22 protein-coding genes and 1 pseudogene are annotated in these 26,866 nt (G+C 38.9%); 9 read left to right on the plus strand and 14 right to left on the minus strand.

Annotated features, from left to right (window positions below; translation table 11 throughout):
- Positions 1 to 650, minus strand: a pseudogene (locus tag L650_RS0121110) (peptidase S8); the annotation flags it as partial.
- A gap of 329 nt (positions 651 to 979) precedes the next feature.
- On the opposite strand from L650_RS0121110, the gene L650_RS0121115 reads away from it, so the two are divergent.
- The gene (locus tag L650_RS0121115; protein WP_029774315.1) at positions 980 to 2,164 is read left to right on the plus strand and encodes an NAD(P)/FAD-dependent oxidoreductase; all 1,185 of its coding nucleotides are present in this window, start codon (positions 980 to 982) and stop codon (positions 2,162 to 2,164) included.
- Between the two features lie 86 nt (positions 2,165 to 2,250).
- On the opposite strand, the gene L650_RS0121120 is transcribed toward L650_RS0121115, so the two are convergent.
- Genes L650_RS0121120 through L650_RS0121150 form a run of 7 tightly spaced genes read right to left on the minus strand, consistent with a single transcriptional unit; the run spans position 2,251 to position 10,366 of the window.
- Entirely contained in the window at positions 2,251 to 3,552 is a 1,302-nt protein-coding gene (locus L650_RS0121120; RefSeq protein ID WP_029774316.1) for a 5-methylcytosine restriction system specificity protein McrC, read from the minus strand.
- On the minus strand, positions 3,552 to 4,643 hold the full coding sequence (locus L650_RS0121125; RefSeq protein ID WP_029774317.1) for an AAA family ATPase: 1,092 nt from the start codon (positions 4,641 to 4,643) through the stop codon (positions 3,552 to 3,554). Before L650_RS0121125 ends, L650_RS0121120 begins: the two co-directional genes overlap by 1 nt.
- Positions 4,633 to 5,181 (minus strand): hypothetical protein, encoded by a 549-nt coding sequence (locus L650_RS0121130; protein WP_029774318.1) that lies wholly within the window; start codon positions 5,179 to 5,181, stop codon positions 4,633 to 4,635. The genes L650_RS0121125 and L650_RS0121130 overlap by 11 nt, the downstream gene beginning before the upstream one ends.
- A gap of 11 nt (positions 5,182 to 5,192) precedes the next feature.
- Positions 5,193 to 7,364, minus strand: coding sequence for an N-6 DNA methylase (locus L650_RS0121135; RefSeq protein WP_029774319.1), 2,172 nt, complete (start codon positions 7,362 to 7,364; stop codon positions 5,193 to 5,195).
- Complete coding sequence (locus tag L650_RS0121140) at positions 7,361 to 8,416, minus strand: DNA adenine methylase (RefSeq protein WP_085065546.1); 1,056 nt, start codon at positions 8,414 to 8,416, stop codon at positions 7,361 to 7,363. Before L650_RS0121140 ends, L650_RS0121135 begins: the two co-directional genes overlap by 4 nt.
- Positions 8,406 to 9,803, minus strand: a complete 1,398-nt coding sequence (locus L650_RS0121145; RefSeq protein ID WP_029774321.1) for an N-6 DNA methylase — start codon at positions 9,801 to 9,803, stop codon at positions 8,406 to 8,408. Before L650_RS0121145 ends, L650_RS0121140 begins: the two co-directional genes overlap by 11 nt.
- Positions 9,800 to 10,366, minus strand: a complete 567-nt coding sequence (locus L650_RS0121150) for a restriction endonuclease subunit S (RefSeq protein ID WP_029774322.1) — start codon at positions 10,364 to 10,366, stop codon at positions 9,800 to 9,802. Before L650_RS0121150 ends, L650_RS0121145 begins: the two co-directional genes overlap by 4 nt.
- Positions 10,367 to 10,571: 205 nt before the next feature.
- Between L650_RS0121150 and L650_RS0121155 the strand changes: the two genes are divergently transcribed.
- The 7 genes from L650_RS0121155 (at position 10,572) to L650_RS0121185 (ending at position 19,014) form a co-directional block, all read left to right on the plus strand.
- Positions 10,572 to 11,378: a TnsA endonuclease N-terminal domain-containing protein gene (locus L650_RS0121155; RefSeq protein ID WP_029774323.1), complete on the plus strand. Its 807-nt coding sequence runs from the start codon at positions 10,572 to 10,574 to the stop codon at positions 11,376 to 11,378.
- Complete coding sequence (locus L650_RS0121160) at positions 11,371 to 13,596, plus strand: hypothetical protein (protein WP_029774324.1); 2,226 nt, start codon at positions 11,371 to 11,373, stop codon at positions 13,594 to 13,596. The genes L650_RS0121155 and L650_RS0121160 overlap by 8 nt, the downstream gene beginning before the upstream one ends.
- A 26-nt stretch (positions 13,597 to 13,622) precedes the next feature.
- The gene (locus L650_RS0121165; RefSeq protein WP_029774325.1) at positions 13,623 to 15,059 is read left to right on the plus strand and encodes a TniB family NTP-binding protein; all 1,437 of its coding nucleotides are present in this window, start codon (positions 13,623 to 13,625) and stop codon (positions 15,057 to 15,059) included.
- Positions 15,059 to 15,973, plus strand: coding sequence for a TniQ family protein (locus L650_RS0121170; RefSeq protein WP_029774326.1), 915 nt, complete (start codon positions 15,059 to 15,061; stop codon positions 15,971 to 15,973). Before L650_RS0121165 ends, L650_RS0121170 begins: the two co-directional genes overlap by 1 nt.
- Entirely contained in the window at positions 15,936 to 17,357 is a 1,422-nt protein-coding gene (locus L650_RS0121175; protein ID WP_029774327.1) for a TnsD family Tn7-like transposition protein, read from the plus strand. Before L650_RS0121170 ends, L650_RS0121175 begins: the two co-directional genes overlap by 38 nt.
- Positions 17,358 to 17,514: 157 nt before the next feature.
- On the plus strand, positions 17,515 to 17,832 hold the full coding sequence (locus L650_RS0121180) for a hypothetical protein (protein WP_085065547.1): 318 nt from the start codon (positions 17,515 to 17,517) through the stop codon (positions 17,830 to 17,832).
- A 270-nt stretch (positions 17,833 to 18,102) separates the two neighbouring features.
- On the plus strand, positions 18,103 to 19,014 hold the full coding sequence (locus L650_RS0121185; protein WP_223230617.1) for a tetratricopeptide repeat protein: 912 nt from the start codon (positions 18,103 to 18,105) through the stop codon (positions 19,012 to 19,014).
- Here L650_RS0121185 and L650_RS0121190 read toward each other — a convergent pair.
- The 3 genes from L650_RS0121190 to L650_RS0121195 form a co-directional block, all read right to left on the minus strand.
- A complete protein-coding gene (locus L650_RS0121190; protein WP_029774330.1) occupies positions 19,011 to 20,117 on the minus strand; it encodes a DUF917 domain-containing protein in 1,107 nt (368 codons plus the stop codon). The two genes, L650_RS0121185 and L650_RS0121190, sit on opposite strands and share 4 nt — an antisense overlap.
- Positions 20,118 to 20,230: 113 nt before the next feature.
- Positions 20,231 to 20,905, minus strand: coding sequence for a TonB-dependent receptor domain-containing protein (locus L650_RS24725; protein WP_262974705.1), 675 nt, complete (start codon positions 20,903 to 20,905; stop codon positions 20,231 to 20,233).
- A complete protein-coding gene (locus L650_RS0121195; protein ID WP_262974706.1) occupies positions 20,871 to 22,376 on the minus strand; it encodes a TonB-dependent receptor in 1,506 nt (501 codons plus the stop codon). Before L650_RS0121195 ends, L650_RS24725 begins: the two co-directional genes overlap by 35 nt.
- 196 nt (positions 22,377 to 22,572) lie before the next feature.
- On the opposite strand from L650_RS0121195, the gene L650_RS0121200 reads away from it, so the two are divergent.
- Positions 22,573 to 23,091 carry an Lrp/AsnC family transcriptional regulator gene (locus L650_RS0121200; protein ID WP_024031376.1) on the plus strand — a complete coding sequence of 173 codons (519 nt, stop codon included), beginning with the start codon at positions 22,573 to 22,575 and terminating at the stop codon, positions 23,089 to 23,091.
- Positions 23,092 to 23,146: 55 nt separating this feature from the next.
- On the opposite strand, the gene L650_RS0121205 is transcribed toward L650_RS0121200, so the two are convergent.
- The 3 genes from L650_RS0121205 to L650_RS0121220 form a co-directional block, all read right to left on the minus strand.
- Positions 23,147 to 24,421, minus strand: a complete 1,275-nt coding sequence (locus tag L650_RS0121205; protein WP_029774331.1) for a purine-cytosine permease family protein — start codon at positions 24,419 to 24,421, stop codon at positions 23,147 to 23,149.
- A 236-nt stretch (positions 24,422 to 24,657) separates the two neighbouring features.
- Positions 24,658 to 25,857 carry an AGE family epimerase/isomerase gene (locus L650_RS0121215; RefSeq protein WP_029774333.1) on the minus strand — a complete coding sequence of 400 codons (1,200 nt, stop codon included), beginning with the start codon at positions 25,855 to 25,857 and terminating at the stop codon, positions 24,658 to 24,660.
- Entirely contained in the window at positions 25,854 to 26,831 is a 978-nt protein-coding gene (locus tag L650_RS0121220; RefSeq protein ID WP_029774334.1) for a carbohydrate kinase family protein, read from the minus strand. Before L650_RS0121220 ends, L650_RS0121215 begins: the two co-directional genes overlap by 4 nt.
- Between the last annotated feature and the right edge of the window lie 35 nt (positions 26,832 to 26,866).

Genomic DNA, 26,866 nt, shown 5'->3' on the forward strand with positions numbered 1-26,866 from the left:
CCGCCGCCATCGTTTGCTACCGATAGGTTAGAGATCATATCGTAACCCGGTAAAATGTTAGCATTTAAATCAACATGTGGGCGGTAGCCAGTATCAAGTACCGCAACCACTACGCCACTGCCTGTTGCAGTATCCCATGCGGTTGGTAAGTTTAGTCCGCCCGCTTGCTCATAGTAGTGCCATTGGTCGCCGTAACGAGGGTCGTTAGGCGTTGCAAATGGTTTTAACATTTGATCCACTTCAATGTATTCAACATTGCCAGAATCAACCATTTCTTGCATAAATTCTTGTGCTTCTGCAGCGCTTAGTTTTTTATCTGCGCGCATAACGTGGTGGTTATTAAGCGCCATTGCTCGGATGTACTTCGCTTTTACTTTACCTTTTTTAGAAGCGAAATTTTTTACAAAGCGTTGAGCACGCTTTTTCATATTTGCAGGGCTTGCGTCAGCAGACGAGATGCTTAGCATATCGTTCGCGCTATTTTTGTACTTAATAATAAACTGTGTTTCAAAACCCGATTGGCTTTGTAGTTTGGCTGTGGTTTCTGCCATAGAGGTAGACACATCTTGGGCAACACTTGCAGATGCTGCAAATACCGTACTAATAGTGAGCGCGATAGCGCAACGCTTAAATGATTTACTTGTTGTCATAATTATCCCTAGTTGTTATTAGTTAGTTCGTAATATTAAATTACGAAACAGAAACAAAGGTAAATGATCTGTTAATTTCTTTAAAATAATAATTGCTTATGTACCTATTTCTTTTAGTTATAACCTAGGTGTACGGTGCCTTTGTCGTTGTTTAGTATTTATCATATAAAACAAAAATAAGCATAAAGGATTGTTATTTTTACACTGTTTAGAAAAGCCCATAACTAGCCTTGGTTACATTTGTTGCTATAAATTTAATAATAAATTCTATTCAGAGTGTTTAAACAAACTTTGCTATAATCGGGCAAATTTTTGAGTAGGGCGAAGTAATGAATCAAGTAGATGTAATTGTGATTGGCGCAGGTGCAGCCGGATTAATGAGTGCAGCACAAGCCGGTTATCGCGGGCGTAGCGTTACAGTGCTTGATATGGGCAAAAAGCCTGGTCGAAAAATTTTAATAAGTGGTGGTGGGCGTTGTAATTTTACCAATGAAAATGCCAGTCCAGAAAACTACTTATGCAGTAACCCTCACTTTGTTAAATCGTGCTTAAGCCGCTATACCCAACACGATTTTATTGAGCTGGTGGACCGCCACGGCTTGGCATACCATCATAAAACCTTAGGCCAATTGTTTTGCGATAACAGCGCGCAAGATATAGTTGATATACTACTTACCGAATGCGAGTGGGCTGGTGTTAATATTAAATTGCGTAGCGAAGTGTTAAATGTGGCTAAAACCGACATTGGCTACCGTGTTACCACTGAGCAAGAAACACTTACTTGTGAATCGCTAGTTATCGCATCGGGCGGTTTAACAATGCCCAAGCTTGGCGCCACTCCTATAGGCTATAAAATTGCAGAGCAGTTTGGCTTAAACGTACTACCTACCATGGCGGCGCTTGTGCCATTTACTTTGCATCAACACGATAAAGAACGCTTTGAAGGGCTTTCAGGAATTAGTATACCGTGCGAAGTGTCTAGCGAAGACGGCACTGTATTTAAAGAGAATATTTTGTTTACTCACCGAGGTTTATCGGGGCCTGCCATATTGCAAATAAGCTCATTTTGGCGAGCAGGGCAGGCAGTAAGCATAAACTTGCTCCCTGATCTCGATTTAAAACAGCAACTGGCTGATTGGCGAGAAACACAAGCCCAAAAATCATTAAAAAACAGCCTTGCGACTATTTTACCCAAACGCTTTATAGACATACTGCACGACAGCAAAGCTATTCCAGATTGTAATATTAATCAGCTTACCCATGCTCAAATAGATGAGTTAGCAAGCTATATTCACGCATGGCAAATAAAACCTAATGGCACCGAGGGCTATCGTACCGCCGAGGTAACTTTGGGCGGCGTTGATACCGATGAGCTGAGCTCTAAAACCTTTGAAGCTAAAAAAGCCAAAGGCTTATATTTTATAGGCGAAGTAACCGATGTAACAGGCTGGCTTGGGGGCTACAACTTCCAGTATGCGTGGAGCTGTGGGTTTGCATGTGGGCAATATGCATAAGTGACAGGACATAATTAGAGCGAACAAATTTTTAATTGTTCGAACAAAAAGTTCTATTGTAGATTGCGAGCCTACAATAATTTTAGTTACTGCCTCAGATTTTCTGAGGCCAGACTCACTAATGATTGACCTAAGACTTTTGAAATTTGATTAAAGTGGGATTTTCTACTAATTCCATTTATACATAATTGAGCACCTAGAATTATTTTATCTTCTATCATGATCTGTTCAAAAACTTTCAGCTCCCCCGACCCCATATTTGAGCCTTGCTCTGGAAAAATTAGTATTATTAGTCGTGTATTAGAAGACTTCAAAAATGCTAAAGATTCGTATATGTCACTTTCGGAAACTCTGGTCTTTCCTTTAAGTATATTAGTCTTATATTTTGCATCTATCAAAAATGGATCTAACGACCTATCATGCGCCTGTAAAATATAATCGGGATAGACATTTACATCTGAAGTTGATTCACTAAGTTTCTCACCTAGTTTAAATTTTGGATGATATTCGACCTTAAAGAGGTCTTTATTTTTATTTGCCATCACTCCAATTAAGTCCTCCCAACAGCGCCATGTATCAATCACATAACCCGGTATTCTCAACTCGCCATGTCGCATAGACAATCCAAGGTTTTTGCTAATATCAACAGAAAGGTCATAAAGCTTTTGCCAGTGTTTTGAGCGGGATGGCAACTTAGTAAAACGTATGCGAGGTACTATCTTCTGAGGACCTATATGATGAATAACACGTTCTATTAATTGAACGGCTCTGGGGTCGGTCAGGTGTGGCAACAGTATTTTGGCTGCTTGGGAAATGACAGCATTAAATGGATTGGTTTTACTAAATTGCAAAGTTTTTTGCTTAAAGCCATCTATTGAAGGAATAAGGATATCTTCAATGTCTATTTCTCCATCAATTGCGAATTCATGTTCAACGATAGTCGAATATGTACGAATTTGCTTTCTGCGGTTTTCCATATACATTTTAGAAAAAGACAATGCGATAATGTTATGAAGATTATCCGTTTTAGATAAGCTCGAAGATATATTATCGGAGCTAAGCAAATACCCATGCTTACTCAATGTAGCAACAAATAAAAAATCCTCACGCCAAGAATCGAATTCTGCCCCAACAAACTTAGGGATAACCTCTAGCTCTATTCCGGGAGCTGCCTGAATTAGACCAGAAAATTTTATTGCTCTTACTTTGTCTGATGATATTAAAATAGGAGATTTGTTAAAACCTAACTCCTTAGATACGCTATCACCGCATTTAAGTATAAGATTATTTATCTCAGCTTTTGAGTAAGATGATTTGCTTTGAATTTCTTCAACAAGCTTTTTTGATTCACCATATTCAGAAATTGAAAACCTATTTACTTGCATCATTACTTAGCCAAAATAGAACGATAAAGGTTATAAATGTTACTTTTATTAATCGAATTAGGAAACTTAATTGTAACTCTTGGCTCATCTGCAAAATAAGATTCAACAAGCAGTATAGGAGCTGTTTTATCGCTTTCTGAGGCATTTAATACAGCAGCAATACCACGAATATCTCCAAAAAAAACTTCTTCTACATGAGCTAAAATTAGTGCCCATAATTCACAAACGAAGTTAAGACTATCATCAAGGCTTTCTAGCGAGGTGTAATCTTGTGTTAAAAATATACCATGCCCAAGCTGAAACTCTTCTCCTCGCCCCAATGCAATTCTATGATTAATTTCGCTCCATGCGGCAATTGCCATTTTTAATACATCAGCTTTTGTAATTGGAACATCTGGTACAATGCTCAAATCGTCAAGATCAAATAATTCCAAGAGGACTTTATGATCTGCTTTTAATTTATAAGGATACCAACGTCGCAAAAAAGCTACATCCATCGGTTCAACAGACGTGTCTGCTTGGTTCATAGCCGCTAATATATAGAGATTTGATGGTAAGGCGTATTCGACTATTTCACCTGACTTAGGACATTGCATTTCAAAAAACTGAGTTTTTCTAGTCGGTTGTCCTTGATCATCCAACCTTTTATCCATTTCAATAGCAACTATACTTCCGCCAAAAATTTGTACAGCAGGTCCACGATTTATTTCATCAATAATTAATAGGGAAGAGTCATGTCCCTTTGCAAACTCACTAGCCTTATATAATGTTCCCGCCATTACATGAAACCCAGAACCATCACCAATATTTGGCACAATGCCAGACACAAACTCTCTATATTTGGTGTTTTGATGGAACACAGTTCTAAAAACTTCCCTATTCACTGTTGATGTAGGTACGGCTTTAGGAATTGGTATGGGTGAACTTGGATTATGTTTTGGAGTAGTCGTAAGCTCAGTACCATTCTCTTCCATAAACAAGGAAGCTACTTCATTGAGTAGTCTAGACTTTCCTGTTCCCGGTGCCCCTGATAAAACAACATTTTTTTTAATTTTTAATAAATTAAAAATCTCTAATGCACTATTATTTTCCATTGTAAAAGCTCTCATGATGTTCGTAATCGACATATCCCATTGCAGTAGAGTTTACAGGTCGTTTCGCATTTATGGCTTCAAGAATGAAAGACTTAACTTGTTCATTCCAATCATCATTAAGTAATGAGCGCTCAGTAGTATAAAAGGCCCATGTTTGGCTATCATCATTTTGTAAAATTACTAAAATCGCATCACCTTCTTCTTCAGGGGGTAAAAGAGTTACAGGCAGATTTTTATGCACTTGAATCAACCGACCTTCATTTGGTCTAGCTGATGTCGGGGGATAAAAAGAGTTATTCTTTGAAACTACTTTATTAGTTACAGGGTCTGCTACCCATGAAATATTACCAGAGAAATTTCCTGAATCTTCGTTAGGTAACATTCTTTGGAATACTTTGAGAAACTCATGGTATGGGCTGAATCTTAAATCCCTTGCACCACCTCCAGAAGGTGTGTCATTGGAAGCAGCTTCAAACTTCCTTCTATCACCTTTAACAATTTTCTTGAATACTAAGCGTTTTACTCCAGACACTGACATTTATCTCTCCTTCAACTAGTCATCTTTGCTAACTCACCATTAATATAAGGTATAGCTCCATTTTCTTTAGCTAAAATAACTCTTTTTTCATACTTTTCATATGGTTGATTTAAGTATTGTGAAACTCTTAGAGTTAAAAAATCTTTGGTAATCGTAGAGGTTGTTTCTCCAGCAATACAGGGTTGCCCTCTATCTAATAGCGGGAAATCGTCAAGAATTGTATCTAGGTCTGTAAATGCTAAGCCATATTTAATAAATACAATAATATCTATAGTTGCTCTTAACTCCGCCACTTCCCACATTGAGCATTTTTCATTTAAGTCTGAATTAATTATAGATTTTACTGATTTTACTAAAGTTATAAAGTCATTGGATGACTCTTCAATAGCTGGCAATTTTATGCTTTTTAGTAGGAATAAATTAACAGTTGTACTGATTATTCTTCTTATAGCCCAATCAAAGACAAAACTGTTTGTCATTCCTACCCAAGCATAAATCAAGTCAGGATTTTTTGAATTATCGAACAATACTGTAGGAACTTTATTCCCAGCTACCACACTAGATGGAACGATTGCAGACATCATTCCTCTTTCATTTGTTTGACCAGCTATATCACAAAATCCAGCTCTTTCAACCTGCGTTCTCTCTAGTGTTGATTTAGCCAAGCTTTTTGGAGCAATATAAAACTGAGGAGAAATATTTGCCGAACCATGCTTATTAGTTCGCCAAATAGCACTTCTTCCACTTCCACTGATATACGATTTAGCTCCAAACCTTAAATTACTTACCATTCTCCCTTCAATAATGGGGAGTAGGGTTGAAGCTGATTCTTTAATAAAATCTTTTCGCTTATTAGTCATGTCAACTTCTCTTTGAATGTTTGGATACCAAGATGACTCAGGAGAAGACCAATCAAGCCCATTTGTATTAATTTTTTTAAAAATTTCCCATTCTTCTGTTGTGGAGACTTCGGGTAAAGTCAGGTCAGCTCTACATTGCTTTAACTCTTCTAATTTAATGAGAACATTAGACGTGTAATTTATCATTCGCCCATCCGCACTTCCGTACGACACGCTAATTAAATTATCGGGGTTGGGTTTACATTTCGGCTTTACGGTTACGGCTAAAAATTTAAATCGGGTATCAATAGAGAAAAACTTGGGTTTATTATCAAATATCGTGATCTTTACACTTTCACTGAATTCGAAATATCTTCTTCTAAGAAGTTCTGTCCCTTGCGAGCGAATAAGACCAGCAGGAACGAGGCAAGAAACTCTTCCATTTAGCTTTGCTAGCTTGTGAAAAAGTTCGAGGAAAGGCATATATAAATCGATTTCACCGCCTTTGGTATCAGGATATTTTGTGGCAATCTTTTTTGAATATTCCGCTAACTCTTTTTTTGCATTGCTTAAGCCGACATCACAAAATCCAGTGACCTCACTACCGTAGTGATTGTTTTGACCTTTTTCTTTCAGGTACTCATACTTTGTTAGCTTTAATTTTTCCCAAGGCGGGTTTGCTAATACCAAGTCGAATCCCTCTGGACTTAGCCGTTTCCAGTCTTTTTCACTAACTAGAAGACTATCAACACATAGCCAATTTGATACCATTTTCTCAATACTTGGGACATTGGTTAAAAATGAACTGAGAACTACTCTGCAAGCTCGTTGAGCAATTGCTGAAATATCACAAGCGACAATGTTATTTTCTAATAGATAAACACCTGTATCTGGATTGTCTTCGAATATTTTTGAAACAAGCGCGGCTAATAACATCCCATTACCCGAAGCAGGATCGATAATTTTGCTATCTTTTGAGATATCTAAATGACTTATTTTTGCTAGATAAGTTGCTAACCTCGAGTCTGTATAATAAGAGCCTGCACTTCTCTTATCTACTTCATCCAAGGGTTCATGGGATAAACAACTTAGTGCCAGATTTACTGGAATGTCAGTTAGTTTAATTAAATTTAAGACTTGCTTGGCTTCATCAACTAGCTGTTTGCAACAAATCAAAACTTCCACATTAAACTTTATTAAGTACTCTTCTAAGTTAAAGCCACCAATTAAACTAGATACGGCTTCTAAAAGCTGAAGCCTATACTCGTGGTTTGAACCACATAATTCAGCCAATAAAACTTCAATTTTTTCTAATTTCTTATATTCGAGAGTTTTTACTTTCAATTTTTACAACTCCCTAGTGATTCCTTAGTTTCCATTTTTTCAATTACAATTAAAAACTCATCAACAATATTGTTGTTATCACTTGCCTTTTTATTGGGTCTATAACGACCTATTTTTTGTAATGGAAAAACTTCTACTGTACCTACATCTATTAAGTTTTGAATTAACTCATTAATTTCTACATGCCCTTCAGAACTATAGGATAAGAGTATTTTCTTTGAATCTAATTGTTTTATTAGGCGAGTTAGAGCACCTAAAGCTTTCTTCTTATAACAGAACTCTGAAGATTTATCTTTCCAAGGTCTCAGTCCACTGACCCCTTCAACATTAGGTTCGTCAAAATGAACTAATGTTTCTAAAATATGGTAGTAGGAAGCGTATTGTCTTTTTGTATATGGTGGGTCTAAATATACTAAATCATTACTGTCAACTTGAAGATCGAAAACATTTTTTGTTGAACACTCAAAACTAGTTTCGTCACTTCTCAGGCTTTGAGTTTTCAAAGTCAGATCTGCTTGAGATTGTTTTGTCCATTTGGAAAGAAAACATCCATATGTACCAGCAATATTGGCAATCTTATTCACTGCTCTGATTAAATCTGATTTTAGTAAAATTAGTTCTGCATCAGATAGGAGGTCTTGATTTTGCCATGCCGAAAGCTTTTGTGATATTGCATCTATCTTCTTTGCATTACATTCAGTGAAATACTTTCTTTCAATATCGATGAACGAAGACGATGCAGGGCTGTATTCTCTCCAAAAAAAGCCGTCAACTGGAGCTAACGAATTGAGCAAATCTATTGTTTTTTCATACCCTCCAAGACTTTCAAACGCTACGTTTTTTCTTGAAATTAATTGCGAAGCTGCCATTACAGCTCCACTCTCCAATTGGTCGTTAATTTTGACAGGCCACCCCAACTCAGATGCTAATTTTGCTACACTGCCAGTACCACAAAATGCATCTACAAACTGTCCTTGACCGTTGTAGTTGCCAATATGCCCTTTGAGTGACTCAAGTAGTCTCAACTTGGATCCTAAATATCTAAAACTCAATTTGACCTCTATAATTTTTCAAAGCTTTCTCTATCGTTTTTAAGATTGAATCTGTTTTATTTTGCATTGCAAAAAGCTCGCTTCTGACTCGTTCAACATTTACCCTTGAGGGACTATTGTTTGAATAGGTCAGATAGCTGGAAACAAGGAGTGAGCAGCCACTTTCAATAATACTATCGACATCAATAGTTGCTGATTGGAGTAAGTCGCTATTCTTAGAATGGTAACATTCGGCTATTTCATCTAAGTCAGAAATTTCATTTATTCTTCCTGCCGGATTATAACAGTTGCTAGCGTCAATAAATTTAATAATATTATTCGAGCGACCTTTTGTTAAAATTAAGGCATACAAGCTTACCGTTCTCGGCTTGATTAGCTTTGCTGGCAACTCGATTACAGCGTCCACCAAATTGTTTTCTAGTAAGTATGCACGAGCGCTTTTTTCTATTTCTCTATGAAGAGGTCCTTTCCCTAAAAATATAATTGCAGTGCCATCTTCTTTTATTGAATACAGTAGATGCTGAATGAATGCATGATCTTTAAACTTTGCTGGAACTGTACCCTCAATAATCCTACCATCTGCTACAGAAAACACTGGCTCATTATCTAGCTTTTGAAGGTGTTCGTCTTCTTTTGAAGATGTGGGATCTAGTAATGTTAATGCTACGTCTGCTATCGCTGGCTCAATATTAGCTTGCTGAGCTAGACCAAAGCTATTTTTACTATCTGTATTTTCAACACCAGTAATATACAACATGTGAATTATGTATGGTGAGGACTGCACCAAAGTCTCAGTAGTAGCTAACTCAACATTGCTATTTATTGAATAGTAAATACTAACTTCACCTGTTAGTGCATATGGGTCATAAATTTTATGTTTTTTGCCATTGTTTACTAATTTACTAGCGAGTTCACCAAAGCATGAGGGGATATCTTGATATATAAAATGATCAGATAACTTATCTTTCACGTTCATTTGTTGAAGACGTTGCACTGTATGATTGTATATCACTACTGCATCCGTTCTACTTATCCCCTCAATTACATTGAGTGTCAGGTAATGTGATGATTGATTCAGTAAGTATTTTCGTTTTTCTGTATCAAGCTCCTTCAATCTCTCTATCAATTCAAGATAGAGGCGATAGTAGCTTCTTTTAGTAAAATTAAACTTCTCTAGATTATGTAAAAGATCATCAAACTCGCCTGTTTTTGCCGTTTGAGTGAGTAAAATTGTAAGCAGCGCATGGTGAGCATTTGCCTCTACCTTATTGATTAAAACAACGGCAATTAAGCACAGGTAAAGCAAACGCTCGTCAACGATTTGTTCATTCAAACCTGCATGATTTATGTTGCTAGTAAATTCAATTACGGCTTTTTCTATATTCATTTTGTCAATAATGCTCCAGCAATATCATTTAACTGCCTTTGTCGCTCTGCGATCAAGCATTCGTGTAATGAGATTTCCTTTCTAACACTTTGTACTCCTTCAAGAATCAAACGTTGTTGCTCAATAGACAAAATCGGAAATGGTAACTTTGATAAGTTTGATATACTCAAAGTGCTTTGATAGCTGCCTCCCGAATTACCGTTTAACCAATGCTGGACGGGTTCACTATTCAGGTAGAACACCAGAAATTCAGGCAGTAATACTTCGGTATTTTTAACCGTGATAACCAAAAAATGCTGCGTAGCTACTACATTGTCTAGAGGTGGATTACTGATCAGAACAGCTTGTTTCATTGGGCCTTTAGCAACCATTAAAATCTGGCCGCTCATTAATGTCTTCACACTATGAGTGGTTTCAATGTTAACGCTAACTAACCTTTCCCAATCGATATCTTCTTCAACATCTCTTAACTGGATAACTTTATGTGTAGGAGCCGGATGCTCTTTAATACCACTTTTAAATGTTCTTCCACTTTTTATAGTTACGTGATCACTCAGACTCATTTTTCCTCCTACTCACTTTGAACAATATATCACACTTTGAAATATTGAAAACTTGACTTCACCAAAAAACGGATCAATACTATTTTCTCACTTCGGGATGTTGAATATCCCGATTAAGGAAAATTAATGGAAAATAAGAGAAATAATTACGAACCAAATTTTTTAAAAACAGACTCATCAATCACAGTGAAATTCGGAGGCTTGAATGGCTAAAGGGTTTCATAGAGTGTCGCTAGAACTTCAAGAAAAGTGGTATGAAGCTCATTCAAATAGCATTGGAACTGAATTTTATGAACCAATGTGGCGAGTTGAAGATATCAAATCTTACGGTATTAAAGCCAAAATCAAGCATTTCAAAGATCCGCATAGAGCAGTTCATGTGCTGAGCCAAAATGAACTACTTATGTTCATGCTTATCGCTTGGGACAAATCCATTGTGCAAAGTTATGAACAATATGCATTGCCGCTGGATGAAACATTAGCTATTGCAAAAGAGTTAGAGATCAAACACCCCGTTTACCCTCAAAACAAAAAGGTTCCTGTGCAGCAAACATTGGATTTCTTCTGTTATAGAGGTGGTCCTGAACGTGTTGGTTACGCGGTAAAACAGCAAAGCGAAACTTTTAAAGATAGAACTTTAGAAAAGTTGGCTATCCAAGAAGCTTGGTGTGCCATTCATAACTACGAGTATGAATTAGTTACAAGTGAAGAGCTTAAACGAAATTGCGTAATGAATTTGGAACGTATCTACCGCAACCGAGAAGTTGAATTTCTCCAGAGAAATCTTTGCCAAGCTTGGTACTACAACTTCTGTTCAGCCCTTTCTGAAGACAGACACGAGCGAGTCGCTAACATTATTGAAAAGGCGGCAGACCTTACAAATCTTGACTATGAGCGAGCTGTAAAATTTTTTCACCATTGCCTGTGGGATAACAAAATCGATTTTAACTGGGATCTTCCGTTGTTACTTGAAAAGTCAGGTGAAGAGTTAGGGGTATATCCAAATGTCTAGAGAATTGTTAGAAGCCCCGGACAATACTAATTTTGAAGATGGTCCAGCAAGTCAAGAACTAGAAAGGTTTATGGCGATTTGCCCGTCAAACGAAGATGGCATTATGCAATTTGAGAAATTCGCTTTAGATGAAGACCATCTAATTATTCTCTGTGAGCCTGAAGTTAATAGTGTATTTGCCATTAATCTAGTAACGACTGCCAGATTCCCTGTTCACATTCATTATGATGAACTAACTGCTTTAATTGACAGCGGTGAAGTACTGCTTGCAGAGCATACATTTGATGAGAAAACTTTTATTACAGAAGAGGACTTACCTGACTCCGTTAAAAAACGAATGGATGAGCGTTATAAGGCAATTCTACCTCTTATTTTAGATGTAGATAATTCTCTGAAAAATGGCTATGGCTCTGGGGCTTTTGCTAAGGCAGCAAAAGATGCAAATAAGGGAGTACGCTATATCTATGACACTTTTTATTCATTTTTACGTCATGGATGCAGAAAAATTGGTCTTTCTATGCCGCAAGGAAAAGACGCCAATTATACGCCACCACCTCGGAAAATTAGAGTAAAGCAAGGACGCCCTAGTGATGTCCATGAGGGAAAGGTTTTAGAAGACCACGATATTAAAGCGTTTGAGTGGGCCGAAAAAAAATACCAAACCACAGCAGGTCTTCGTATTGAAACTGCCATCGAGCTTATGAAGGATGAGTTTTATAGCGTTTCTCGTGTGCGCCTTTCTGAAGCAGAACAAAAGCGACTAAATAAAAAGTTTTCCTATAATCTGAAAGAAGATTGGGAGATTCCTACAGAAAACCAGTTTAAATTTTGGTTATACAAAAGACATGGTGGCAAGTTACCTCAACGAGATAAAAAGAAACAAAACGCTATAGAGTTTGCGTCAGATATTGCCGGAAGAAAAGGAAATGCAGGTTATTGGGTAACAGGACCCGGAGAAGAAGGTCAATTAGATGAAACGCCATTTGACGAAGAAATGGTTTCATTATTTGATCCTACTCGACAAACCAAACTTGGCAAGCCTACAGTCTATTTTGTAAAAGATAGATGGTCCAGATGCATTACTGGCGTATATATAACAACCCAAAATCCTAGTTACGATACAGTTAAAGAAGCATTATTTAATAGCTTCCGTGATAAAGGTGAGTTTTTAAAAGAGTTAGGGCTGCCTTTTGACGGGAGTTTATGGGATATCAAAGGTGTCCCACTCACATTATTTGTTGACCGCGCTGAATTTCACAATCGCATTAGTGAAGGTCCTGTTACTAATAATGTTCCCGTTACTATCAAATTCACTAGAGCTGGTAGAGGTGACGACAAGGGCACTGTAGAAAAAATGTTTCATACTTGGAGCGCTTTTTTCCAAGGTTTAAGCCCAGCTCACCAAACCAAAAGTAGACGAGATATAGCAAAGCAAATCGCTAGAAAAAATGCTTGCTTAACTCTAGCCGAGCTTTATGAAATTGCGGTTGTTTACATCATTCACTACAACAATCACCAAGAAATTGAAGATTTCCCTGCGCCTGTAGAAATGAAGCAGGATGGTATTCCGCCAATCCCGTCTGAGGTCTGGAGGTGGGGTAAAAAATACCGCCCCGGATACCTTCAAGCCATCCCAGAAAAGCAACTTTATCTTGAGCTGCTGGAAACCGCTGATGTGACTGTTTACCAAGATCACGTATTGCTTGTTGGGTCAGGACTGAAATATACATGCGCATGGACGCTAAAAGAAGGCTTACAAGACTACCAAAAGCGCTCAAAACTTAAAAAGTTTAAGGCCCGAATACACCGTGGATGTGTGGACTTCATTTACCTTGTTACTGACTGTGGTCTGCAAGTGGCTGAGCTACATTCAGATCACGTTGCCTTCATTGGACTGAGCTTTGACGAAGTAAAGTTCCAGCGTGCGATTGACAATAAAAGCGCTAAGAAACGCAGAAAAGCAGCTCTAGAAAGCAAACTTGGTGCGATGTGTCTTTTACAAGAGAAAGTAAGACAGGCGATTAAAGAGAAATTGCCAGCCCCCATGCAAGATATTCAAGAGATCCGAGAAAATCGGGCCTTTGAGTCGATGTTCGAAAGACAAAAACAGATTAACCGCCTGTATATGGCAACTTATGACAACTTCTATTCAGATCAACAACATACAGAGAACGATTATGAAGATGAAAGCGACACACTTGATGATTTCGACAGTTAACCAATATTTATTAGGAGAATACAAATATGAAACCTACGTACCATACAGCAACTTACCGTACAGATGTTTTAAAAGAGCACATTGACAACCCGTTGATTACTGGTATTCCAGCACAATTTGAGCCAAAAGAAGCTCACAGGAGGTTAAAAAGCATTCCTAGGATACCAGAACAGGAATTAAGCCAAGGAAATAAAATAGAGCTTTTAATGGGGCTGGAAAAGAGAGTCATAATTCCTACAAATTATCATATCGACTTATATCAACACCTCTATGCGCGAATTGTTTCCGGCTATGAATCTAGAAATCCAGTACGACCTGAAGTTATAGAGTGGACGCTTGATGCCGCAGAAAATGAGCCTGTATTTGAACTGGATGATGAGGATGACCCGACATCAACAGGAACTGGTGTATTAGGGAAAACTGGATTAGGCAAAACAACGACCGTTGTAAGTGTATTGAGACGATTAATTCCTCAGTGTATTCGTCATACCAGAGAAGATTTTAAAGACATACAAATAACTTACTTAGTAGTCGAAATGCCGCACAATGGAGTTATTGAATCGTTGTGCCTTAGCTTTTTCAAGGCAATTGATAATGCTTTGTTGTTGACTGATACAGAAGAATCTTACTTTAATCACTACTCAACCAAAAAAGTAAATTCAGGTGTTATGCTGCAAAAGATTCATTTTTTATGCAGAAAACATCATCTAGGGCTTTTAGTTATCGATGAACTTCAAAACCTATTAGTTCAAGGAGCTAAAAGACGGCAGTTAATGCTCAATTTTTTGTCAACATTGACGAATATTTCTCACGTACCAATTGTGAAAATAGGTACTAGTGATGCGCTGCATTTGTTTAAAGTAAAGAAAACAAATATTCGACGTAAAGGCGCTACATTTCAATTATTGCCATATGCAAAAACCAATAAATATTGGAAACAACTGCTAGAAGCTTTGTTTGATTTTCAGTTAGCACCGATCCCATTACCTGATACACCTGAGAACCGTTCTTACCTATATGAGTTAACACAAGGCTATCCTTACGCGTTACTGGCTCTTTGGCGTGAAATACAGATTTATGCTGTGCAGGCTGGGTCAAAGCAGAAAGAAATTACTCACAATAAAATTGACGAAATCTGGCGAAAACGATTCCCATTACTTCGTACCGTTTTCAGATCAATCAAGCACCATCGTGCTGGAAGTTTAAATGACCTTCTTGATGCTCAACATTTTTTAGATACAGGTTATTTCGATCAAGCAATAAAGTACCTTCGACAATTTGCCAAAGATCCTAAGATCAAAGGCCGCTCTGCTGAGGAAGTCGCAAGTTCCATTGATGTCATGATGGATGAGGTCGATCTAGACGCTGAGCAGCAAATAAAAGTCGCCAAAGTTAAGCAGCAGTTACAGGACAAAATAGGTAAACCCAAAGCTGGTCAAACATATGTAGAGGAAAGCAAATAATGAATATTGTTAATGCTTTTCCTGATGAACACGTCTGGAGTGTTGCAGCTAGAAGTTTGAGATGGTCAGGGTTTGATAGTTCATCTGTTTTTATTGATAAGTTTGGTATTGACCATTCTCATATTAAACCAACAAAAGGTGATTGCCATAACATTACTAAGTTAGCCAAATTTAAAGAGTTCGAGCAATTACAAAAAAGTGGAAGTTCATTCTTATTGTGGCATTTGAACTTTGACAGTACTGAATATGCCGATAGCGAGCTGAACTGTGCTGAGTATCAGCAAGCACGTGAGTCACAATTGGCAGTTTGTAGTGAATGGAAGTTTTGCCCTTGCTGCGCTGAAGAAAACAGAGCTTCATACGGTACTGCATATTGGCACAATAAGCATAATCTCCCATTCGTCACACACTGCACTAAACATAATATGCCACTTTCTCACGTGGCAAACCTTAAAGACTTGGATAGTTTAATTATGCCAAATCGACTGGCAGCAGATCGCATACACTCTCAACAATTCGGAGAGGAGTTTTTCAATTGGAGTCGTTTTGTTGAGCGAATATTCAATATGCTTGAGCAAAATCCTAGTGTCGCAACGCAGCTTAGACAAAAAATTTGGAGTCGATTAAATCCTGTTCCTAATGAACAAAAGAAGTGTAGGAACCATTTTAATAACCTATTGAATGAGCTTGAAGCCATTGTGCCTAATAATATTTTGAGACACTGTTTTCAGTTCTACCGTGATGAGAAACGCAGAAAATCAAATATCCTCTTCACTACTTACAAAAGGGATGGAATTCAGATCCGTAATCCAGTTTATATGTTGATTATTTTGTATTGGATTGAACTAGAAGACTCGTCAATTTTTGGTGATTTGCATGAAACTACCAATATTACTGGCAATCCAGCCAAATGAAACGATATTTAGCTTTTTGGTTCGGTGGAATAAGTACCTTGGCTTTTCCACTGAGTCTTACTTGTTTAAGAACGTATTTGATAAAAACAGAGTTCGCATACACCCATATTTACCAACTCAATTAAGTAACCTCGCTGAAGCGTTAGAAGTTGAGAAAAATAGCCTTTTAATCGACCATACTTTGTATTCATTGTTCGCGTTTTTCAACCCATCGATACGTGAAAAGTTAATGAGGGAAATGCTAGTTTCTCAACACACTGTCACCAACATTACAGGCATACCCAGCGCTAAGCTATCACTCACTTTCGGTCATAAATGGTGTCCAGTATGCGTTGCTGAATCTATCAAGCAGTTTGGATTTCCAATCCTAAAAATCGAGCATCAAATTCCGGGAGTAATCGCGTGTTCAGCCCATCAAGTTTTATTAAAACATATCATTGGCGGAGATAATGGAATTGACCGAAAATTAACTTTAGACTTATCCGACGGCCAATCACAAAAAGCTAATCAATTGGCAATTCAGTTTTCCCACTTTGCTCTAGAAGTTTTAATCATAAGTAGAGCATCTGAACTAACTGACCCTCGCAATATCTATCGAGAACAATTGAGTAAAAAAGGATATATCACCAAACATGGGTATATTCGCATGAGCATGTTGGAAGATAAGTTTTCATCAATACTTCAAGAACACTTAAATGTCACTGATCACCAAGTGTTAAGCGTATTAAGGAAAAAAAGCTTTTTAGGTCCTTTGTTAAGAGAAAAAACTTCATTTCCCGCCCACCCTCTGAAGCATCTACTCTTTAGCTTTTGGCTTTTTGACGGTGATGCTGATTTATTTATTCAATCTATACCTAAAAAAACTGAATCCCCACATATCCCACTTAAAGAACCTCGTAACTTTGAAAACGAAATAATTTGTATGCTACAAGAGGGAAAGAGCATGAATCTTATAGAGGCACAAACAGGAAAAAGTAGGTGCGCAATTAGAAGAATCGCAGAGTTAAATGGACTGGAACATACAACTAATGAAATGCATTATCCAAACGCTATTAAACGGGCAGTTCAGAGAAAAGCATTGATGGGTATTCACCGAAAAAAAATTGCGCAGGAGCTTTCAGTTGGCATAGGTTACGTTGAGCAGGTTATTTGCAATACACCAAATCTTTCTGAATGGAGGAAAAAGCTTCGCCATCAAGCGAAGGTATCAAATGCTGAAAAAACAATACAAATGTTAGTAACGAATAACCCTTCGCTTACTCGAACACAGCTTCGCGCTTTAGCAGAAGCTGAGTACGCATTGCTTTACCTACATGATAAAGAACGCCTTTTTAGCGTATTACCTAAACCTTTAAAACCAACTCCGCCAAATTGCAAAAAGTAAAAACCCATTAAGTGATTCCGTTAGAAATAAATTCAACGAGTAATCAGCCTGTTAGCGAATTTGGAGCAGAAAGTCCGTATTAGATCCATGATTTGCCGAAGTTTTAATTTTGTATTCGCTATCATTGTATGAATTTCGAATGATTAGGAGTCTTGCTATGAATACAATTGTTAAGGACTGGCAGATAGTTACAATAGTCAGCGAAAACCAGATAATAGGAAAAGTCCTCTATGCCATAGTTGTAGAGGATATGTACAAAAGGTATAAAGCTGGGGATTACGTTACAACCTCAAATATCGTTAACATTAGTACTGACACACAACTGATCCGAACAAACAGCGGTTCGATATACCAAATCATCGGCTCAGGTAAGAAAGCAACCATTGACCTGAATGAGCTTCCATTGTTACGAAAGGGTTATAGCCCTGATGAAATATCTAGCTTTACCGCTTGCTCAGACAGTGTCGTTCATTAAATCTAGAATCCAACTATTGAATTAAACTAAAGTTACACATAGCATTAAAGAGTAATCAAAAGTGTATCAATTGGCTCTGAAAGCCTTTATTTCTGGGGTGTTCGCTACAATTATAGATTTTTCAAAAAAAAGTACGTCAAGAATGGGTGTTACAGCTTAAGAATGTGTTCGCTAAAATTCACCCCTGTCATAAGTATTTCAGCGTATTGTGATAGATGAGATAAAAATATTACACTCTTAATTAAGGTGATTTTAAAGAGTGTAATATTGGTGCGTATATTTTTGCTGTTAAGTATTGTCGCTACAAGTTTTAATGCATTAGCATCAGAAAACTACAGCGATCATGAAGCGTTTTGCTTGCAACAGCCCAAAACGCACTGTTTAACTTATATTGAAACGCGCCTTAATGAAGTCAAAGATAACCCTGCACAGTGGTACAAAATAAAAACCTACCAATTTGATTACTACTACGACTACCAACAGTTCGAAAACTTACTCAACGCTATTACTCCTTTTTTAGAGCAAGATAAGCTGCCCGATGTATTTAAGCTACAAATGTATTTTTATTACGCGAAAGCACTTAACTATATTGGCAAAAAAGCAGAAGCTAAAACGTATGCCGCTAAAGCGTTTACCCAGTTAGACGGGATATATAATGCTTTTGGTGACCCTTTAAGATTAGTGGAGTTGGCTAACCTACACTATGTGTTTGGTAGTAAAAAAGCAGCGATGCGATTACTAAGAGATGCCGAGCAGCGCTTTGCAAAAAATAACGATCCTATTTTTCATTTAGAGCTGCACATTAACAAAGCGCATATTTACTTAAAGTGGCAGCAATACGAGCACGCAGTAAAAAGTAATTTAATGGCCTATAACGCCATAAAAAACACCAACCACGCTGCTAAAATAGTGCTTGCTAGCGGTAACTTAGCGTACAGTTATCAGCAAAATAAAGAGTATTTAGAAGCTATAAATTATTATAAAACCGCATTCAAATTTACTGAGCCCTCAAGCATTTACCATGCTATTTATAGCTTACGTTTAGCGCAGGTATATTTACAAATAGGTAAAAAGGTACAAGCGAAAGAATGGCTTAGTCGCATTGATAGAAACGCCACCGAGTTTGGTAAAGGCCATGCTGCATTGTATAGCAAGCTGCAGCACGCCCTTAGCAATAATTAATTTGCAATCGCTGCTTTATATGGGGTGTTAACGCCTGCGTAACGCGGGCCAAATATTTCTAAACCTTTAGGGCCTGTAAATTCCTTTGGCGCTGGTAAAATTACAACGGCTACTTTCATGCCTACCTCGTAATTAGGGTTAGTAATTGGTGTGCCTGTTTGGCTGTTAATACAGCATATTAAATCAGGAATGGTTACGTGCACTTCATCATTTAAAAACGCGGCCATGTTTTCGTTTTTAACCGTTATTTTGTAGCTGTTATTTACAAACTCGCCTAGCCCTTTAAGTGTTACTTCGCCTAACGTAAAACCCTCTACGGTGTTAAATTCAAATGTGCTTACCTCGCCTTCAAAGGCAACAAAGCCGCCGCCGTGCTTGGCAATTATGTGTGCGGTGCTAGCGTGCTGCTCGTTGGCTTCACGCATTGCTTTACCAAGTTTAAAGGCTTTACTAATGGTGCCATGAATAATCGCGTTTTTCATTTGTTCAATAGGTAAAATATGATCAATGGCTGCAATGTCGTTACGGCTAATTTTAGCCAGTGCTCGCACGACTGTTTCGGCGCGTAAGTCGTCCATTACATTTTCGCAAATAAAGCACTCACCAAATTCATTCGCGGTAATAATGGGCGCTGCGGGTAAGTTATTTAAATAATAGGTTGAATGGGTGATCTCCGGTACTGCGCGCCCAGCGGGGTCGGCATCAATAATGTAGCCGTCAAACATTGCAGCTAAGTAAAACGATACTGCGGTGTTTGAGCCGCCAAGCTCACAACAAATAGTGCCATAAATAGCATCGTTACCTGTGTATTCAAGGGTGCGCTGGTAAGCAGCTAAAATAGCGTGCTTAGTGCTGCGGGGCAGGTTTGCATACGCGCGTTCTTCTTGTTCACTTAAAGCAGATATTGCCCCTAACATGTAAGGCGTACAAACAAGCTCACCCGCGGGGACTTCATCGGCACTAATTAGTTTAAAGGTTTTACCCTGTGCGAGTGCTTCGTCAATATAGGCAATGCCTTCACTTAACTCACCGCCGCCGCCAGTGCCTAAAATGGCGCAGCCGTATAAAATATCAATAAGTTGGTCACGATTAAGAATTTGCATGTGTGTATCGCTATTGGTTAACTCATACCCATCCCCAAAATAGATCACTTAATTAAGCGGATTGGTATAAAACAGCAGGCATTAAAAAAATACCTGCTGTAAAGGTGAAAAAATTAAAATTGGTAACTGAGCTCTATACCGTAACTACGAGGCTTATTAGGTTGGCGCACTAGGTCTGTAACCCCATCGGCCAGTAGAGAAATATCTTCAATAGCGCGCTCATCCGTAAGGTTGTCTACGTAAACTTGAACGCTCCAATGCTCTGATTTAAGCCCTACACCGGCATTTAGGTAGGTATAACGCGACGACTCAATATCAGGAATATCAATACTGAATGTTTTAGGGCCTTCAATTAATAGCTCAGCGCGCGAGAACAATGACCACTCACCGTTTAGTGCTAAGTTATGATTTGCCGACAGCCCGTAGTTATACTCAGGCACCCAAAATTGTGGCCTGCCAGCCAGTTCTGGGCGCAGTGCAAAGCGTTTAATTTCTGAATCAACAATACCTGCACTGAGGTTAATACTTAAATTGCTGGTGGCAGCAAAGGCGGCTTCTAGCTCTAAGCCTTTGGTTTGTACTTCGTCAATAGAGAGGTTTTCAAGGGTGAAGGTATCTATATTAAATTGGGTAAATTGCGCATCGTCTTGCTCAATAATAAACGCGGCGCCATTAAGGGTAACTTTGTTATTAAACAAAGCGGTTTTAAAGCCCATTTCGTAGCTGTCAGAAATTTCTTTATCAAAGGTGCGGCTAATACCGTCGGCCGGCTCNGTTAAAGCCCCCACTTCTAAAACCACGCGAGTAGCCGGTGTAAAGCAGTAGGTCGTCATTCATTTGGTACGCTAAGGTAACTTTAGGCTGTAATTGGCTAAACGATTTTTTAGCGTAAGTGGCGTCTTTATTGGTTGGGTCGAACGACTCGCGAGTATCGTGATCGTAACGCATCGCACCGGTGAGCTCTAACTGCTCGTTTATATCGTAGTTAAACTGCCCAGCAAGTGCCCATGCATCGCTGCTGTTGTTGTCGATAATTGAAAGGTAGGGCTCGTCGTTGGCAAAATCTGCACGCGTTAAAATTTCGGCATCGGTAAAATCATCGTAAAATAATACCGCAGTGTCGCGGTCGCGCTGTTGATAAAATGCCGACACAGACCATCTAAAAGTCTGATCCGACTGGGATATAAACCGCGACTCTACCGTTAACGATTCAATATCGTATAACCCTTCTGTGCCAAATGGGGCTCTAAAAAAGCCATCTTCGTCAATAAAGGTGGCATCGGCAGAGTAGTCGCCATCGTAAAAGTGCTCGTTTTCTGAATTGCTGTACGCAGTTACAAACTCAAATTTACCTAAATCGTAATGTTGGGTTAGCTTGGCGCTTAGCTCATACACATCACGCTCATCTTGGTTAATAATATTTTGTGAGGTATTAATTGAAAAGTCTTCAATGGTGTCATCGCTCACCCCTTGGTAGTAAGCAAACCCAGCTTCGCTTGAGGTGTATTTACCTTTAAGATTTATTGAGGTGTCTTCGCTTAGCTCAAACTCTAACTGTGAAAAAACCGATTGCTCTTTTAACGGGTCGGCGTAATCGCCTGTGTAGGCATTTTTAATCAGTCCGTCGGTATCTTTAATGTAACCACCGGCTCTAAAATAAGCGGTGTTTTCATCGTTAAGCGAACCCGATACAACCGCATTCAAATTATATGTGTTGCCATTCCCTACAGAGCCTTTAATTTTACCTTCAAAGTCTTCAATAGGTTTTTTAGTTGTCACAATAACCGCACCACCAATGGCGCCGCGGCCATACAGTGCCCCTTGTGCGCCACGCATAACTTCAATACGTTCAATATCAACTAGATCTTGGTTTATAAACTCTAAATCGGGGGCGGTAACACCATCAACTACAAACGCTAATGGCGGATCGCCCACCTGCGGTGTAATTAAGCCACGAATAGTAATACGGGCAAGGCCGGGCCTAAAATTATCGAGCTGCGATAAGTTGGGAGTTAAATTAGCAACATCACGAAAGTTAGTAATACGTGATTTTTCGATTGTCTCGGCGCTAAATGCGGTAACAGAGTCAGGCACGTTTTGTATCGACTCAACACGCCCGCGCGATATCACCGAAATTTTTTCTATAGTGTCAGTTACTGTTTGTTGTTGTTCTTGCGCATGCACATAGTTTATGCACGACAGGGTGACTGCCGATGCTAATAGTGTTTTACGAAAGCGTATTTTGTTGTATCTGCTCATGTTCTATGTCCTAATGTGACTATCATGGTGATGTTACTTAGTGATAAACATTGTCGCTTTTTCAGACAAAATAATATTTTGTAAACCCTTAATACAGCACACACAAATTGCTGAAAATAACGCTTAAGCGCGTAATTTTATGTATATGTTGACCTTAAATTTACAAAATTAATTATTATTAAATGTGAAACCGGTTATGAAAAAAACGATAAAAATAGACAGGTATAATCAGAAAATACTGGCAATTCTGCACCTAACTGCCGATTTAACAAACGTTGAATTGGCCGAGCAAGTTAACTTGTCGCCCAGTGCATGTTTTCAGCGAGTAAAAGCATTAAAAGAGGCGGGATATTTTAGAACCTTTCATGCTGATATAAATTTAGAGCAAATTTGTGAGCACGTGTTTGCCTATATGGAATTTACCCTAGAGGACAATAACCTAGCAGCACGGCGTAAGTTTTTAGCTGACATACACAACATCCCCGAAATAATGGATTGCATGCAACTAAGTGGCGATATTGATTATATTTCTTTTTGTTGCTTTGCCGATATTCAAGCGCTTAATGCAATGTGCGACAGGCTAACCGGCAGCTCACAGTATGCAATAAAAAAGCTGACTACACGCATAGTGCTTGAGCGCGCTAAGTTCTTTTTAGGCTACCCGCTGGAAAAACTTAAATGGCGAGACGAGATGAAAGTAGACGACGAAGAGTAGCTCCCTAATTTAGATTAATAAAAAGGCGCTTTATGCGCCTTTTTATTGTTTAAAGTTATTGCTGAATAACCGGTTTGGGGGCAATGGCTTTTGCAAACAGGGTATAAATAACGGCCGTTAATATAATGGCGTCAATCACGGTAATACCGCTCATTGATACGTTAAATAAAGTGCCATTACACACCGCATATGCCGCGCCTACAAACCATGCGCTAAATGCGGGAAGTGAAAAGTTAGCGTTATTTGCCAAAGCCGCTGCGTTATAAGCATGGGGTTTAATAAACAGTGCATCAACAATAATTACGCCCGCTACCGGTACAAAAATATCAGACAAAAACGCTAAAAAGCTTATAAACATATCTAAAATATTTATAAAGGCTGCGCCAATTCCCACCAAACCTAATAACACAATAACCCACTTTTTATGCCAATACGGGAAGGTAGCCTCTACGCTAAGTGCGGTACTGTACAGGTTTAACGAATTTAAAATCCAGCTGCCTGCTATCACAATAAAAAACGCTGAAAACCCCAAATTAAGCGCAAGCATTAAGCTTAATATTTCGGTTTCTTGCATGGCGGCTGCGGCAAACACAGCCACAAAAATAACCAAAAGCTCAATAACCATATACGCAATAAATGAGGTGTACACGCCGCCACGTTTTTGCTTAGAAAAACGGGTTATGTCGGGCAATATTATTGCGCCAATAATAACGCCGCCAACAATGGCTGCTACACCATCTTCAAGAGAAAGCGATGCTGATTTTTCTAAATTAATAAAATCAACCAGTGGCATACTATCGAGCGCGCCAAAAAGCATCATAGCGGTGACCGCAGCCAAAATAGGGATCATGATAGAGGCTAGCACATTAATGGCTTTAAACCCATACAGTGTGGTTATGAGCATAGCGCAACCTGCGACTATATCGATGGGCCATTCGGGCATAATAATATTAAATTCTGCACTGAGTAAGCGCACCACGGCATTAGAAAACAAATCAATATTTACGCCAAACCAGCCAATTAATGATAAAGCAAAGGCAATATTAACAATGCCCGCGCCAGCATTACCAAACGCTATTTTTACCAATAAATAAGAGCTTAAGCGGCTTTTTACACCTATGGTGCCCATAGCCCCACCAATAAGGGTTAATATAAGTGAGCCAATAACTAACGCCCACAGTGTATTACTCACACTTGAACTTTGATGTATTTCTAGGCCGGTGATAAAAGTGGGCAGCGAAAAGCTGAGCATAGCGGCTATGGCTGCAATGCGCGGCCAGGCAACAAGTTCGTTGCTATTAATAGTGTGGGGGTCGTTCCCGTTTGGCATTGCCTGTTTCTCTTTTTTATTATCTTTTATATTACTATACGCCGCTGGCGTGCAAAATTTTTTATTATTAGGTGTTTATTCAAAATATGAGGTTTAAAAAGTAGGGCGCGCACAAAATTATATTTTGTGGTGATTATTTTTAGGGTATTAAAGGCGTAATCATTTAGGCAAAAAAAACCGCCAAAAAGGCGGTTTAAAGGTCTACACAACACAATTAAATGTTTTACCTTATTGGGTTATTTTAATAACGCCAACACATCAAAGCAGGCACCCATAGTATGGTAATCCGTTTTACCAATTGGGCTTTTCATGGTATCTATTTTTTTGTTATCTACGGTTAAAATTCTAAACCACGCACCGTATTGATGATCAACTAAGTGCTGCCACGAGTACTGCCAAATTTTGTCATACCACTGCTGGTATTTTTCATCCCCTGTGGTTTCATAAAGGTAGGCTGCACAGCACAGTGTTTCGGCTTGCACCCAAAAGTACTTGTCGTCATCACATATGCTTTTATCTGGCGCAAATCCGTAACAAATACCGCCGTGTTGTTTATCCCACGCAACGTCTATTGAATTATCAAATAACGCTTGAGCGCGCTCTACAAGCCAAGTTTGTGGCTTATGCTTATTTAAAAACATTAGTAGTTTTGACCACTCAGTTTGGTGACCTGGCTGAAAACCCCACGGGCGAAACAAATTTTTAGGGTCGTCTTTGTTGTACTCTAAATCAACCTGCCAATTTATATCGTAGTGCTCCCAAATAAGCCCACCCATTAAATTAGCTTGGCGATTAACCATGTTATCAGCCAGTGTGAGCGCACGATTTAAAAATAGCTCATCTTGAGTTGCTTCATAAGCGGCAATAAGTGCTTCGCACGTATGCATATTGGCATTTTGCCCGCGATACGGATCGCACTTAGTAAAGTCACTGTTGTGCTGATCTTTATATAAACCCGCTTTTGCATCCCAAAAATGCGTTTCCATTGTTTGAAATGTATCGTTTAGGTATTCGCGTGCCTCTGTAACACCTACACGGTATGCCCAACTATAGGCTAAAATCACGAACGCAAAGCCATAGCAGTGGTTGGTATCATCAAGTACAGTGGCGTTACCTTGCTCAACACTCAATAACCAATTGTAACCGCCTGTTTGCTCAACAAAATGGTGCTTACGAATAAACTCAATACCCGATTTAACACGGTTTAGGTACTTTTCGTCATTAAAGGTTTGGTACGCACGTGCATAGTTAAATACAAACCGAGTAGAGCTTACTAGGTGGCGAGTTTGCTTATCAAATACCTCACCATTATCCGAAAAGTTTTGGTAAAAACCGCCGTGTTCGTCGTCTATGTTTGGCTCGTAAAACGCCAGCGTATCGGCAATATGTTGTGTTAAAAATTCGCGGCTTTTAAAGTTATCAGGTGTGTGGCTCATAGTGCGCTCCTAAAATCGTTAAGCGATTTTTCGTTAGGAAGAGACGTAAATGCCCCTTTGTAAGATGCTGCATGAGCACCACATAACGAAGCAAATTCAAAAATAGTTGTTAGTGTTTCGGGGTTGTCGCAAAGCTTACTAAAAGAGCTAGGTGTCAGGTTTTGTAAGCCTAGTTGATACAGCAATCCACCTACAAACGCATCTCCTGCGGCGGTGGCATCAACCATAGTTACCTTTTTAGGGTAAAGCGTTTGCTTGGCATTTTTGGTATACCAATGCATGGGGTTGCCTGCATCGGTAACCACAAATAATTCACAGCCATTATTGAGAGTCTCGGCTATAAATTCTTCACCCGTTTGCTCACCCGCTAAGTATTCAAGCTCTTCTTTAGAGGCTTTAATAATAGAGCAGTGTTTTAACAGGGGTAAAATGTGTTCACGCGGGTTAGCATTACTAGGCCATAAGTTGAGGCGTAAGTTAATATCAAAACTGACAATTGAGTTATTTTGCTTGGCAAATTCAATCCCATACGCGGTGGTTTTACGTATGCGCTCGTCGGTTAAGGTGTTTGAGCAAATATGAAAAATATCGCATTGCTCAAACCACTCACTGCTAAAGTCACTATTAGTAAAGTGCAGATCGGCGGTGTTATCACGGTAAAACTCAAACGTACGGTCGCCGTCCTTATCAAGTGATACAAACGCAAGGGCGGTTTTTGCTTGGTCGGTAAAGCGCATAAAGTCGGCTTTTACGCCTTGCTCTTTTAAGGCGTTATGTAAAAAATCACCAAAGCTGTCGGTGCTTAGCGTGCCAGCAAAGTAGGCGTTACCACCTAGCTTTGCAATAGCTACGCTTACGTTTGCAGGCGCACCGCCTGCAAACTTAGTAAACGCTTCGTGCTCGCTGTTGTTTTGGCTTAATTTATCAGAGAGTAAATCAACCAATACTTCACCAAAACATATAGTGTGTTTCATAATGCTGCCTTAGTTATTAATCAAGTAGCCAATGC

It is taken from the genome of Pseudoalteromonas sp. TB51 (assembly GCF_000498055.1).
In the GTDB taxonomy this organism is placed as follows: Bacteria; Pseudomonadota; Gammaproteobacteria; order Enterobacterales; family Alteromonadaceae; genus Pseudoalteromonas; species Pseudoalteromonas atlantica.